The following is a 13,165-nucleotide window of genomic DNA, read 5'->3' as shown; positions in this document are numbered from 1 at the left end:
AGCCTGGTCCCAAGCGGAAAGGGGCCGCAATATTGCGTTTTTCCGCAGCCTGCTAGAACACATCCTCGGCCGGCGCCGGGGGCAGGACGCGGATCGATGTGATCTGGTTTCGCTGGCGCCGCAGGATTTCAAAGCGGAATCCGTAAAATGTGAAGACCTGGCCCGGTTCGGGGATGCGCCGGGCTTCATGCAGGATCAGCCCGGCGAGGGTTGAAGCGGCCTCGTCCGGCAGGGCCCATTCGAACTCCCGGTTCAAATCGCGCAGCGTGACCGATCCGGCAATGACATAGGACCCGTCCGGCTGGCGCCGGGCGCCGGAAACGGCAATATCATGCTCGTCTTCGATGCTGCCGACGATTTCCTCCAGGATATCTTCCAGCGTCACGATTCCCATGACGGCGCCGTATTCGTCGATCACGATGGCGAAATGTTCGCGCCGTTCCTGAAAGGCCTGCAACTGGTCCAGCAGTGTCGTGGTTTCGGGGATAAACCACGGCTTTGCCGCCAGCGCCAGAATATCCGAAGTCAATATTGTCGCATCCTTTGCGCGCAGTTCGCGCAGCAGCGGTTTCGCGTGCATGACGCCGACGATATTGTCCGGTTCGTTCAGGTACAGGGGAATCCGCGTAAAGGGACTGGCCAGCATCTGGTCGATGATGTCCTGAACGGGATCGCCCGCGTTGATCAGCGTCACGTTCCGGCGATGCGTCATGACGTCTTCGACCGCAACGGTGTCGAGATCCAGGATGCTGCGCAGCATCAGCCGTTCCTGCCGGACGTCCGGATCGGGGCCTTCATGCAGGTCTATCGCGCCGCGCAGTTCCTCTTCGCTTTGCGTTATGCCCAGGTCGCCGGTCAGCTTGATCCCGAAGGGCATGACTGCCAGCCGCACCAGAAGCTGGATGGTATGGGTTAACGGCGACAATATGAATACCACGATTCGGACAGCCGGCGCCACGCGCAGCGCTGTCTCGTCGGCATTGCCGATGGCGTAGGTCTTCGGCAGGACTTCGGCGAAAATGACAATCAGCAGCGTCATGATCAGGGTGGCATAGGCGACACCCGCATCGCCGAAGAAAATCAGCAGCGTGTAAGTCGCGAGGACCGACGCCAGAATATTGACGACGTTGTTGCCCACCAGGATCGCGCCGATCAGCCGGTCCTTCCGGTCCAGCAGGTCGAGCAGGATCTGCGCGCGCCTGTCGCCCTGCTTGGCGAGCCGGTGCAGCCGCTGACGGGAGGCTGCGGTGAGCGCCGTTTCCGATCCCGAAAAAAACGCCGACATAATCAGCAGCGCAAATATAGCGAGAACGATGATGTAATCGGTGCCCGTCATCCTGTCGCAGCTTCCTCCAGCGTCGCGAGAATGTCTTGTTCGCGCACGTCGCGACTGAGGAAGGCTTGCCCGATACCGCGGGTCAGCACGAATGTCAGCTGTCCATCCTTCACCTTTTTGTCCCGGGCCATATGCCCCAGCAGCTTCCGCGGACTCCAGGTCATCCCCTGGATGGGACGAAGCCCGGTTTCCAGCCCGATGACGCCGAAATGCCGGTGTACGCGTGCGGCATCTTCCGCAGGGCATAATCCCATGAGAACGGACAGGTCGAACGCCATGGCCATGCCGATGGCGACGCCTTCGCCATGCAGCAGGATGTCGCTGAATCCCGATTCCGCTTCCAGCGCATGGCCGAAGGTATGGCCGAAATTCAGCAGGGCGCGGCGGCCGGATTCGCGTTCGTCGCCCGCCACGATATTCGCCTTCGCCTGGCAACTGGTCATGACCGCATGGCGACGGGCTTTCGAATTTCCGTCGCACAGTGCGGCGCCGTGGCCTTCGAGCCAGTGAAAAAATTCCGGGTCGTCGATCAGGCCGTATTTCACGACCTCCGCATAGCCCGCCAGCAACTCGCGTTGCGGCAGGGTGTCGAGCGCGCCGGTATCGGCAAGCACGAGCCGGGGCTGGTGGAACGCGCCGATCAGGTTCTTGCCATGGGGGGCGTTGATCGCCGTCTTGCCGCCGACGGAACTGTCGACCTGCGCCAGCAGTGACGTCGGGATCTGGATATAGTCGATGCCGCGCAGCAGAATGGCGGCGGCGAATCCGGTAATGTCGCCGATCATGCCGCCGCCCAGCGCGATCAGCGTGGTGGACCGCTCGATCCCATGCGAAAGAAGCGTGTTCAGAAGGTGCTGCAAATTCGCGAAATCCTTGGTGCCGTCACCGGGCGGCAGTATAACGGCCTCGCTTGCGACGCCGGCCTGCTCCAGGCTGTGCTGCAGCGCCTCCAGGTACAGCGGCGCGATATGCGCGTCCGTGACGATAATGGTCCGGTCGAGCTTCAGGAACGGTTTGATATGGCGGCCCGCGGCGGCCAACAACCCTTCGCCGATGAGGACGTCGTAGCTTCTGTCGCCCAGTTCAACATGGACCGAATCGTGGCTGCTCACGCCAGTTCTCCTTTTTCGCTGACATATTGCGTTACCGCCCTTATCACCCGGTTGACCACGTCTTCGGGCGGTCCGTCGAAACTGTCGACCGTGATATCGGCTTCGGCATAAACCGGGTAGCGCTTTTCAACCAGCTTTTCCAGTGTTGCGCGCGGATCCGCGGTCATCAGCATGGGACGATCCGACCGCCGGCTGACCCGTTGCCACAAGACATCAAGATCGGCCCGCAGCCAGACCGAAATGCAGCGCCCCCGAATCGCCTGGCGGGTTCCGGGGTCGATAAAGGCGCCGCCGCCCGTCGCCAGGACATGAATCGGCCGCTCCAGCAGTCGTTCGATAACCCGGCGTTCGCCGCTGCGAAATGCCGCTTCGCCATAGGTTTCGAAAATATCCTCGATGGAGCACCCGGCCGCGGACACGATTTCGTCATCGGCGTCGACGAAGGGAACGCCGAGGCGCGCGGCGATCCGGCGTCCGATAGCCGTTTTCCCCGCCCCCATCATGCCGACCAGAACAAGTGTTTTAGGCAGTTTCAGTGTCGTCTTGGCTGTCATTGCGTTCGAATGGGATCGGAGGATTGATTGAACCGGGTACCGGTCGTCTATAAACTGCCGTAGAATCGTCATAGTCAAGATATAGCGTTGACTCGAACCAACCGCGAGGTTCGTGTCGCTAATAGGGATTCCATGAGAAGTATCACAAAGATCCTGGCTATCCTGTTTGTCACAGCATTGGCCGGCCTCGGCGTTTTCCTGGCAACCTGGGATATTCCGGCACCGTCGCAGAGTGTCGAGAAAGTGCTTAGCGATGACCGTTTTCCGCGTTAGATGCCTCACCGTCGTGTCCGGCATGTTTCTGTCGGCAACTGTCCTGTCGGCGGCGCCGATCCCTGGCGCTGTTTCCAACGGGGACCAGGTCGCACAGGCAGGGCCCCTGCGCCTTGTCCCGCGGGAGCGCCGTGAGCCGGCGCCAGAGACGCTGAACCGGCAGTCCGATCCGTTGCCGGGTGCGCCGTCCTCGTCACCGCGACGCGCCATCCAGGATATCGAGGTCAATACGCTGGACGGCCTGGACCCCGATGAAGCGGGAACACTGTTTACCGATAACGGCGGCCTGGGCGCCGCGGTCTGGGACGGCATGCCGCGCGGTCTCGTCGAGCAGCTGGTCCAGCGTATTCCGGTCACCATTCAGTCGCCGACGATGCGCGACATCCTGCGGCGATTGCTGCTGACTGCGGCGGCGCTGCCACCCGCCGAGGGCGATTCGGCCGGCAGGCTGATCGCCATCCGCGCTGAGCGGTTGCAGGCGATGGGGCTGCTTGGTTCGGCGGCGGACCTGATCGCGATTGCGCCGAACCGGACTACCGATGCGATGCTGCAGCAGTTGAGCGCCGAAAATGCCCTGATCCGCGGCGATATTGGCGGCGCCTGCGTGGAGTCGCGCCGTCAGGGCCAGCGCCTGGAGGAATTGTTCTGGCAGCAGTTGTTGATTTACTGTCAGGCCGTGCAGGGCGACACCCGGGGCGCCGCGCTGGGCGCGAACCTGCTGGCGGAAACAGGCCAGATGAACGATCCGCTATTTGTCTCGTTGATCGACCGCCTTGTGTCCGGCAACGCGGTGACGGTGGACAGTCTCCCCGGGCCGACGCCGATTCTGCTGTCGCTGATGCGGACCACCAATGTTCCGGTGCCGGCGGACGCGGTAGATCAGGCGATTCCGTCCGTTCTGGGGATGATTGCGGCAAGCCCCCGGACACCGAGTGAGGTTCGTCTCGCCGCGGCCGAGCGCGGCGCCCTGTACGGCGCGATAACGGCGGATCGGCTGGCCGAGGCCTATGCCAGCATCGAATTCTCGAAGGAGGATCTGGACAATGCGCTGAGCATTGCGGATGTGACGCGTTCGCCGCGTGGCAGGGCATTGCTGTATCAGGCGGCGCTTGTGCATAGCGTGCCCACGGCACGGGCGGCGGTGCTGCAGAAGGCGCTGAACGTCGCGCACGAGGACGGTTGGTACGCATTGATGGTGCGGGTCTATGAAACCCTGCTGACCGCTCTTGAGCCGAGCGGCGAATTAAGCTGGTTTTCCGTCGATGCGGGCCGCGCGCTGTATTCGCTGGATCGCGCCGATCTGGCCCGGCGCTGGCTGGACGCATTGCGAGGGGCGACGTCGCGCGATCCTGGAGCCGCTGATTCGGCCGACGCCATGTGGGTCATTGCGTCGCTGGCTGAAATGACGACGGAAGGGTCATCCGCGCCCGATGCGTCGACGCCGGTTGAATCGCGGAATCAGGTCGGGCGGATACCGCGGCGCGTGGAAAGCGTCCCGGTATCCGCCCTGCCCGTGCAGGGCGCTGCGCAATCGGTCCGACCCGCGTCGACAGGCGCTTTGCCGCACATCGGGACCGATACCGCCGCCGCCGATGCCTGGCGCGCGGCCTTGCGGGAACGGGAGCCGAAAACCGCCGTGCGCCGCATCGCCGATGCCTATATGCTCCTGACGGCGGCAGGCGTCGTCGTCGGTGACGCCGAATGGCGCGCCCTGCTGGGCGATTCAGGTGCGCGGATGTCGGTAACGCCGGATCCCGCGTACCGCGCAATGCTGGCGCGGGCGTCCGTTCACGGGCGGCGCGGCGAAACGGTGTTGCTTGCGGCGCTGATGCTGGGCGAATCGGGGCCGGCAGAGATGGACATTACCGTTCTTGCCGAAATTGTGTCCGCCCTGCGGTCGGTCGGCCTTGCCGCGGAAGCGCGCCGTATTGCGCTGGAAATTGCTGTACAGGCGGGGATTTAGGCCATTTCGGATCAGCTCGAACCTTTCCTGGAAATGATGGCCGCGGAGCGCGGCGCTTCGGCGAACACGATTGCCGCCTACGGTCGCGACCTGCAGAACTATCTGGCCTATCTTCACGTACAGGGCAAGGCGGCGGCGACGGCGTCGAGCGACGATATCCGCGGATATCTGGCCGGCTTCGATGCGGCTGTTGCGCCGAGTACGGCGGCGCGGCGCCTGTCATCCATACGGCAGTTCCATCGTTTCCTGCATGTCGACTCGGTTCGCGGCGACGATCCGACGGTTGTGCTGGACAGCCCGCGCCAGGGCCGTGTCTTGCCGAAAGTATTGAGCGAGGACGACGTATCGCGGTTGCTGGCGGCGGCCCGGCGGCGCGGCGACGCCAACGGATTGCGCATGGCCGCCATGCTGGAACTGCTGTATGCGACCGGGTTGCGGGTTTCGGAACTGGTCGGCCTGCCATTGTCCGCCTGCGCCCGGGACCGGGAGTTCCTGATCGTGCGCGGCAAGGGCGACAAGGAACGGCTGGTGCCACTGAACCGGCCGGCCTGCGACGCCGTGGACGAATACCGGAAAGTGCGCCGCAAGCATATTCCCGGCGGCGGTGAGTCGCGATGGCTGTTTCCGTCGCGCGGGGCGGAAGGCCACCTGACCCGGCAGCGTTTTGCGCAGATTCTGAAAAAACTGGCCCTGTCAGCCGATATAGACCCGCGCCTCGTCAGCCCGCATGTGCTACGTCATGCCTTTGCCAGCCACCTGCTGGCCAATGGAGTGGATTTGCGCAGCGTACAGAAAATGCTGGGACATGCGGACATTTCAACCACGCAGATCTATACACATGTACTCGATACCCGGCTGCAGTCGCTGGTCGACAGGGCTCATCCCCTTGCAATCGCCGCAGCAGGAAAAGACAGCAACGCCATGACGGATACGGAACGCCACACAAAATGAACACGTTTCTGGAATTTGAACGGCCGATCGCCGAACTCGAAAACAAGATCGAGGAATTAAGGCACCTGTCTGATTCCGGTAACATCAATATTGCCGATGAAGTCGGGAAGCTGCAGAACGAGGCCGACCGGCTGTTGCGGCAGACCTATGCCAATCTCGATCCCTGGCAGAAAGTCCAGGTTGCGCGGCAGCCGGAACGGCCGCACTGCATCGATTACCTGAACGCCCTGATAGACGACTTCACGGTGCTGGCGGGCGACCGGGCCTATGCCGAAGACCTGGCCGTTATCGGCGGGATCGGGCGGTTCCGGGGCTATTCCTGCGTCGTGATCGGCACGGAAAAAGGCGCCGATACAACTACACGGGTCAGGCGTAATTTCGGCATGGCGCGTCCCGAAGGCTACCGCAAGGCGCAGCGGCTGATGGCGCTGGCGGACCGTTTCAATCTGCCGGTGATGACGTTTGTCGATACGACCGGCGCCTATCCCGGAGTCGGCGCGGAAGAGCGCGGCCAGGCCGAAGCCATCGCCCGGTCCATCGAGGTCTGCCTTGGCCTGGAAACGCCCCTGGTGAGCGTGATCATCGGCGAAGGCGGTTCCGGCGGCGCGATGGCGCTTGCTGCGGCCAACACGGTGCTGATGCTTGAACACAGCATCTATTCGGTCATCGCGCCGGAAGCCTGTTCGTCGATCCTGTGGCGCAGCGTCGATCAGGCCCGCGTCGCGGCGGAGGCGCTTCGCCTGACGGCGCAGGACATGCTGGAATTCGGCGTCATCGACAGGATCGTCCCCGAGCCCGTCGGCGGGGCCCATCGTGAACCCGCCAGGGCGATCGAGGATGTCGGCGATGCGCTGGCGGACGCGCTGGAAGCCCTGCGCGGGCTGGATGGCGCGACACTGCGCCGGCAGCGCCGCGAGAAATTCCTGCGGATGGGCGACCGCGGCATCGGCTGAGCGCTACCGCCCGGTTTCAGAATTTGCCATGGCAATGTTTGTACTTCTTGCCCGACCCGCAGGGGCAGGGCGCGTTGCGCTGGACCTTGCCCCATGTTTCGGGATCTTCGGGCACGACCTCGGCCGCGGGACGCCGCCGGGTCGCAACGACGGTGGCGCCGCCGGCAGCGGCGGCCGGGTCCTCACGGGCTTCTTCCATTACCGGCTGTTCGCGCTGGAACAGCTGTTCGGGCGGCGCCTTTGTCTGAAATTCGATATGGCACAGGACGCTGGTCACCTGTTCGCGGACGTTGTTCAGCATCAGCTCGAACATGGCGAAGGCTTCGCTCTTGTATTCGTTCAGCGGGTCGCGCTGCGCATAGGCGCGCAGGTTGATGCCCTGCCGCAGGTGGTCGAGCTGCAGCAAATGGTCCTTCCAGCTTTGATCCAGAATCTGCAGCAGCAGGCTTTTCTCCGCCATGCGCATCAGTTCCGCGCCGTAATTTGCAACCTTGCCGGCCAGCTTGCGGCCGACCGCATCGTTGATCCGTGCTTCGATTTCCTCGTCGGCGATGCCTTCTTCCCTGGCCCAGTCCTGTACCGGCAGGTCCAGCCCGAACAGGCGCCGGCATTCCTCGTGCAGGCGGGCGATGTCCCATTGTTCGGCGTAAACGCCCGGAGGGATGCAGCTTTTCACCAGATCCTCGATAATCTGCTGGCGCATTTCCAGCACGTCTTTCTGGACCTCTTCGGCGCGCATCAGTTCCTTGCGCTGTTCGTAAATGACCTTGCGCTGGTCATTCATCACATCGTCGTATTTCAGAAGCTGCTTGCGGATATCGAAATTGCGCGCCTCGACCTTCTGCTGCGCCTTTTCCAGCGCCTTGTTGATCCAGGGGTGGATGATGGCCTCGCCGTCTTCCAGCCCGAGCTTGCGCAGCATCGAATCCATGCGCTCAGAACCGAAGATGCGCATCAGGTCGTCTTCCAGGCATACGAAGAACTTGGAATCGCCGGGATCGCCCTGGCGGCCGGCCCGGCCCCGCAGCTGGTTATCGATCCGGCGTGATTCGTGCCGTTCCGTGCCCAGAACATAAAGCCCGCCGGCGGCGCGCACGATTTCCTTCTTTTCGGCGATTTCGGCTTCGATTTCCTTCGTATGCGCCGCGCGCCTGGCGTCGTCGTCGATATCCCGCAATTCGCGGATCAGCCGCATTTCCAGGTTGCCGCCAAGCTGGATGTCGGTGCCGCGGCCCGCCATGTTGGTTGCGATCGTCACGGCCTCCGGTATGCCCGCATCGGCAATGATGAACGCTTCCTGTTCGTGCTGGCGGGCATTCAGTACATTGTGCCTGATGTTCTGCTTTTTCAGGACAGCGGACAGTTCCTCGGAACTTTCGATGCTGACCGTACCGACCAGCACTGGCTGCTGGCGCGCGCGGCATTCCTGGATCTGCTTGACGATGGCGTCGAATTTCTCGCGCTTGGTCCGGTAGACCTCGTCGTCCTGGTCGTTGCGGATCATGGGCCGGTTGGTCGGCACCTCGACGACTTCCAGCCCGTAGATTTCCGCGAATTCGCCGGCTTCCGTCAGCGCCGTGCCGGTCATGCCGGAAAGCTTCGGGTAAAGCCGGAAGTAGTTCTGGAAGGTGATCGAGGCCAGCGTCTGGTTTTCCTGCTGGACCGTGACGCCTTCCTTCGCTTCCAGCGCCTGGTGCAGCCCTTCGGAAAAGCGCCGGCCCTCCATCATGCGGCCGGTGAATTCATCAATGATGACGACCTTGTCGTTGGCGACGATGTAATCCTTGTCGGCCTGGAACAGGGTATGCGCCCGCAGCGCCTGGTTGACGTGATGGACGACCGAAATGTTCTGCGGGTCGTACAGATTGCCGGATTCGATGATGCCCTCGTCCACCAGCAGTTGTTCGATATGCTCCGTGCCGGCTTCGGTCAGCGTGACGTTGCGCTGTTTTTCCTCTTTTTCGTAGTCCTCCGCCGTCAGCTTTGGAATCAGCTTGTCGATCTTGTGGTACATTTCGGAAAAATCGTCGGTCGGACCCGAAATGATCAGCGGCGTGCGCGCTTCGTCAATCAGAATGGAATCGACCTCATCGACGATCGCGAAGTTGAAGTCGCGCTGGACCATTTCGTCCAGAGAGAATTTCATGTTGTCGCGCAGATAGTCGAAACCGAATTCGTTGTTCGTGCCATAGGTCACGTCGGCGGCGTATTGTTCGCGCCGCTGGTCGTCGTTCAGGCCGTGCACGATACATCCGACCGTGAGGCCCAGAAATTTATAGATCTGGCCCATCCATTCCGAATCGCGGCTGGCCAGATAGTCGTTCACGGTGACGACATGAACGCCCTTGCCCTCCAGCGCGTTGAGGTAGACCGCGAGGGTAGCGACCAGAGTCTTGCCTTCGCCGGTTTTCATTTCTGCGATCTTGCCCTGATGCAGCACCATGCCGCCGATCAGCTGCGTGTCGAAATGCCGCTGTCCAAGCGTCCGTTTGGCGGCTTCACGAATTGTTGCGAAGGCGTCGACCAGGATGTCGTCCAGCGTTTCGCCATCAGCCAACCGTTTCCGGAATACGTCGCTTCGCGCCCGTAGCGCATCGTCGCTAAGCGCCGCCACGTCCGGCTCCGCCGCGCCGATAGCGTCGACAATTCCTTGTAACGACTTGATAAATCTGTCGTTTGGGGTTCCAAATACCCGTCGGAGCATGCCGCCGATCATAAGAACCTCGAATCCGGAGTTACAGATTGAGAGCCCCCCAAGCCGTTTGGCGGACCCGTAGCCGCGAATCGCGGCATACTAGGCTTGTCAAATAAGGTCCCCTGCATCGACTGTCAACGCCGCGAAGACGCGACATTCGTGCTGCCTTGTCTGTTCCAGGAGGATATGGTTTATGCCATTACACAACTACGCGGGGCGTCTACGCCCCGTACCCCTGAAGGAGATTGTCGATGCCCCGCCTGTCCCATGCCCTCGCAGTTCTTGCCATTTTGTTGCCCGCGACGGCCGTTCCGGGACTCTCGGTCGCACAGACGGAACCGGATATTCCCGTCGCTGTCGTTGACGGGCAAAAGATCATGCGCAGTACGGTATTGCGTGAATACGAAAGCTTGCCGGACTCGATCAAGCAGCAGGGCGGGCTTGAGGCGATATATCCGCGCCTGCTCGACCGGATCATTCAGCAGCAGTTGCTGGTGACGGAAGGTCGCAAGAAGAATATGGCGAAGGATCCGGACGTTATCGCCCGCATGAAGTATCTGGAAGATGCGGTGATAGGGGAATTCTACCTGAACCGGCTGATCGAACAGAATATGGCGCCCGATTTTCTGGAAAACCAGTACAAGGCGTTCCTGGCGCAAAACCCGCCCACGGAACAGGTCCATGCGCGGCATATCCTGCTGAAAACCGAAACCGACGCCACGAACGTTATCGGCCATCTTGCCGCCGGCAAGGATTTCGAGGACGCGGCGAAGGAATTTTCGACCGGGCCCAGCGCGCCGAACGGCGGCGACCTGGGATTCTTCAAGAGGGAAGATATGGTGAAGCCGTTCGCCGATGCCGCCTTTGCCATGAAGGCCGGAGAGATCAGCAAGGCGCCGGTGAAGACGCGCTTCGGCTACCATGTCATTCAGGTCGTCGAGCGCCGGACGAACGAACCGCCGAGCTTTGAGGAGATGAAGCCGCAGCTGATGCAGCGCGCCGGCCGCAACGTCGCAATTGATGTAATGTCAAAGCTGATGGAAAGCGCTAATGTGGAACGGTTTGAACTCGACGGCACGCCGATGGAATCGGCGCCGACGGTTGCTCCGAATCCGTAACAGGTCAGAAATGCTGAAAAAATCCCCACTCGCACCTGCCAGTTTCCCATCGATACCCGAAATTCCCGGCGTTACCATCACGGGCCAGCATGTCGGTCTGAAAGCCGACCCGAAGGTGAAGGACATGATGATGGCCTGCCTGGAGGCGGGCACGACCATCGCCGGCGTCTTCACGACGTCGAAATGTCCGTCCGCGCCGGTTGACTGGTGCCGCAGGGTCCTGCCGGGCGGCATGGTCCGCGCCATCGTCGTCAATTCCGGCAATGCGAACGCCTTCACGGGTATCGCCGGCGACAGGGTCGTCGACGCGACGGTCGAGGCCGCGGCAAAACTGGCCGGATGCAAGAAGGAGGAAATCTTCGTTGCCTCCACGGGCGTGATCGGCCAGCCGGTACCGCCGGACCATATCGCAAAGCGTCTGCCAAAGCTGTTCAAGGCGGTAAAGCCGAATTCATGGCAGCTGGCGGCGCGGGGCATCATGACGACGGATACCTTCCCCAAGGGATCCGTGCGGAAGGCAAAGATCGGCGATGCCGAGGTGACCATTGCGGGATTTGCCAAGGGTTCCGGCATGATCGCGCCGGACATGGCGACGATGCTCGGATTCCTGTTCACCGATGCGAAAATTCCGGCGAAGGTGCTGCAATCAGTCCTGAAATCGGCGACGGACAAATCGTTCAACAGTATCACGGTCGACAGCGATACCTCGACCAGCGACACGGTCCTGTTCTGCGCCACGGGCAGGGGCGCGAAGCATCCAGCGGTAACGTCGGCGGGGGATAAACACCTGAAGGAATTCCGGCGCGCGCTGGAAGAGGTCATGACGGACCTCGCCATCCAGATCGTCCGCGATGGCGAAGGCGCCCAGAAGCTGGTGACCATCGACGTGGCGGGCGCCGTTTCGGCGGCTTCGGCGCGGCGCATCGGCCTGTCGATCGCGAATTCGCCGCTGGTCAAGACGGCGATTGCCGGCGAGGACGCCAACTGGGGCCGGATCGTCATGGCGGTCGGCAAGGCCGGCGAGCCGGCGGACCGCGACAGGCTGTCTGTTTCCATGGGCGGCGTGCCGATCACCCGGCAGGGGCAGGTCGTGGACGGATACGATGAAACGCCGGTGGCCGCGCATATCAAGGGACAGGAAGTGCATATCGGCGTCGATATCGGTCTCGGCCGTGGCAAGGCGCGGGTCTGGACCTGCGACCTGACGCATGGCTACATCGAAATCAACGCGGACTACCGGTCCTGAACGACGGGCGTGACATGCCGTCCGGATGCTGGGATGCCGGCGGTAATGCGCCCCGCGCGAATCTTCCGATTATCCTTGTGGCCGCTGCGGCGCTGGTCGACCCGGACGGCCGGGTGCTGATCGCCCGCCGTCCGCCGGGCAAGGCCATGGCGGGGCTCTGGGAATTCCCCGGCGGCAAGGTGCACGACGGCGAGACGCCCGAAGCCGCGCTGGTCCGCGAACTGCACGAAGAAATCGGCATCGATACGCGGCAAAGCTGTCTGGCGCCGATTGCCTTCGCCAGCCACAGCTATGACGATTTTCACCTGCTGATGCCGCTGTTTGTCTGCCGTGTCTGGAAAGGGCGCCCGGCGCCGCGCGAAGGGCAGGAACTCACCTGGGTCCGCCCGGCCCGGCTTGGCGACTACCCGATGCCGGCGGCGGATATCCCGCTGGTCGCGATGTTACGGGACATTCTGTAGCGCGTTAGCGCCTTTCCGCAGTTAGACGAATCGCGGGGATTCCCAAGGACGTCGATTTGTGAATCAAGCTGGCCAGGTCGCGCCCGGCCTCGCCGGCCTGCCGGTCCGCCTGCCCCGTCTGTTCGGCGAGACCGCGCCAGTTGCGGCTCGTCTGTTCGCCGGCGACTTCGGCGCCGATCACGACAACTTCGACGGCTTCGGGCCAGTCGTCGGAAAATGCGACAGGCGATTGGTCGGTGATCATCGGCAAGGCGGCGTCTCGCATCCGGTTGGCGACGGCAATACCCCGAATCCTTAGCGCAGCGCGCCGGGCCTGTCGATTGGAGGCGGCGAGGGCGAATAGAGATATCCTATAATAGGATTTTTATCTTGATTCATGTTATTTGCTGTAGTAGATTGCAGTGACAAGCGGGCGACATGCGCCCGCACACAGGCCGTCCCATCGGGGCGGCCTCAGACCGCTGACAAACCCCGTCGGATTTCCGGCGGGGTTTTCCTTTTGA

Annotated in this window: 11 protein-coding genes; 6 read left to right on the top strand and 5 right to left on the bottom strand. The window is 62.3% G+C overall.

Going from position 1 to position 13,165, the window contains the following annotated elements:
• Positions 1 to 52: 52 nt before the first annotated feature.
• From WD767_00635 to WD767_00625, 3 genes are read right to left on the bottom strand one after another with little or no spacing between them, the layout of a single operon-like run.
• Positions 53 to 1,336, bottom strand: a complete 1,284-nt coding sequence (locus WD767_00635) for an HlyC/CorC family transporter (GenBank protein MEX2614578.1) — start codon at positions 1,334 to 1,336, stop codon at positions 53 to 55.
• Positions 1,333 to 2,448: a 3-dehydroquinate synthase gene (aroB, locus tag WD767_00630; protein MEX2614577.1), complete on the bottom strand. Its 1,116-nt coding sequence runs from the start codon at positions 2,446 to 2,448 to the stop codon at positions 1,333 to 1,335. Before aroB ends, WD767_00635 begins: the two co-directional genes overlap by 4 nt.
• On the bottom strand, positions 2,445 to 3,002 hold the full coding sequence (locus WD767_00625; GenBank protein ID MEX2614576.1) for a shikimate kinase: 558 nt from the start codon (positions 3,000 to 3,002) through the stop codon (positions 2,445 to 2,447). Before WD767_00625 ends, aroB begins: the two co-directional genes overlap by 4 nt.
• Positions 3,003 to 3,255: 253 nt before the next feature.
• Here WD767_00625 and WD767_00620 point away from each other — a divergent pair, with 253 nt between their 5' ends.
• The 3 genes from WD767_00620 to WD767_00610 are packed head-to-tail and all read left to right on the top strand — an operon-like array spanning position 3,256 to position 7,142.
• On the top strand, positions 3,256 to 5,238 hold the full coding sequence (locus tag WD767_00620) for a hypothetical protein (GenBank protein ID MEX2614575.1): 1,983 nt from the start codon (positions 3,256 to 3,258) through the stop codon (positions 5,236 to 5,238).
• Between the two features lie 3 nt (positions 5,239 to 5,241).
• Entirely contained in the window at positions 5,242 to 6,189 is a 948-nt protein-coding gene (xerD, locus tag WD767_00615; GenBank protein ID MEX2614574.1) for a site-specific tyrosine recombinase XerD, read from the top strand.
• The gene (locus tag WD767_00610) at positions 6,186 to 7,142 is read left to right on the top strand and encodes an acetyl-CoA carboxylase carboxyltransferase subunit alpha (protein ID MEX2614573.1); all 957 of its coding nucleotides are present in this window, start codon (positions 6,186 to 6,188) and stop codon (positions 7,140 to 7,142) included. Before xerD ends, WD767_00610 begins: the two co-directional genes overlap by 4 nt.
• A 16-nt stretch (positions 7,143 to 7,158) precedes the next feature.
• Here the strand turns inward: WD767_00610 and secA are convergent, their stop codons facing one another.
• Positions 7,159 to 9,858 (bottom strand): preprotein translocase subunit SecA, encoded by a 2,700-nt coding sequence (gene secA, locus WD767_00605; GenBank protein ID MEX2614572.1) that lies wholly within the window; start codon positions 9,856 to 9,858, stop codon positions 7,159 to 7,161.
• Between the two features lie 230 nt (positions 9,859 to 10,088).
• Here secA and WD767_00600 point away from each other — a divergent pair, with 230 nt between their 5' ends.
• The 3 genes from WD767_00600 to WD767_00590 are packed head-to-tail and all read left to right on the top strand — an operon-like array spanning position 10,089 to position 12,662.
• On the top strand, positions 10,089 to 10,955 hold the full coding sequence (locus WD767_00600) for a peptidylprolyl isomerase (protein MEX2614571.1): 867 nt from the start codon (positions 10,089 to 10,091) through the stop codon (positions 10,953 to 10,955).
• A 10-nt stretch (positions 10,956 to 10,965) separates the two neighbouring features.
• Positions 10,966 to 12,201 (top strand): bifunctional glutamate N-acetyltransferase/amino-acid acetyltransferase ArgJ, encoded by a 1,236-nt coding sequence (gene argJ, locus WD767_00595; protein ID MEX2614570.1) that lies wholly within the window; start codon positions 10,966 to 10,968, stop codon positions 12,199 to 12,201.
• A gap of 14 nt (positions 12,202 to 12,215) precedes the next feature.
• Positions 12,216 to 12,662: a (deoxy)nucleoside triphosphate pyrophosphohydrolase gene (locus tag WD767_00590; protein ID MEX2614569.1), complete on the top strand. Its 447-nt coding sequence runs from the start codon at positions 12,216 to 12,218 to the stop codon at positions 12,660 to 12,662.
• A 4-nt stretch (positions 12,663 to 12,666) separates the two neighbouring features.
• On the opposite strand, the gene WD767_00585 is transcribed toward WD767_00590, so the two are convergent.
• Positions 12,667 to 12,912: a hypothetical protein gene (locus WD767_00585; protein ID MEX2614568.1), complete on the bottom strand. Its 246-nt coding sequence runs from the start codon at positions 12,910 to 12,912 to the stop codon at positions 12,667 to 12,669.
• Positions 12,913 to 13,165: the final 253 nt, after the last annotated feature.

It is taken from the genome of Alphaproteobacteria bacterium (assembly GCA_040905865.1).
Classification (GTDB): Bacteria; Pseudomonadota; Alphaproteobacteria; order UBA8366.
This window is presented reverse-complemented; position numbering and strand designations above follow the sequence as displayed.

What these genes read in the sequence shown, in the direction of transcription:
- WD767_00625 (MEX2614576.1), bottom strand. Translation starts at nt 3,002, where the DNA reads ATGACAGCCAAGACGACACTGAAACTGCCTAAAACACTTGTTCTGGTC.
- WD767_00610 (MEX2614573.1), top strand. Translation starts at nt 6,186, where the DNA reads ATGAACACGTTTCTGGAATTTGAACGGCCGATCGCCGAACTCGAAAAC.
- WD767_00600 (MEX2614571.1), top strand. Translation starts at nt 10,089, where the DNA reads ATGCCCCGCCTGTCCCATGCCCTCGCAGTTCTTGCCATTTTGTTGCCC.
- argJ (MEX2614570.1), top strand. Translation starts at nt 10,966, where the DNA reads ATGCTGAAAAAATCCCCACTCGCACCTGCCAGTTTCCCATCGATACCC.
- WD767_00590 (MEX2614569.1), top strand. Translation starts at nt 12,216, where the DNA reads ATGCCGTCCGGATGCTGGGATGCCGGCGGTAATGCGCCCCGCGCGAAT.
- WD767_00635 (MEX2614578.1), bottom strand. Translation starts at nt 1,336, where the DNA reads ATGACGGGCACCGATTACATCATCGTTCTCGCTATATTTGCGCTGCTG.
- WD767_00620 (MEX2614575.1), top strand. Translation starts at nt 3,256, where the DNA reads ATGACCGTTTTCCGCGTTAGATGCCTCACCGTCGTGTCCGGCATGTTT.
- secA (MEX2614572.1), bottom strand. Translation starts at nt 9,858, where the DNA reads ATGATCGGCGGCATGCTCCGACGGGTATTTGGAACCCCAAACGACAGA.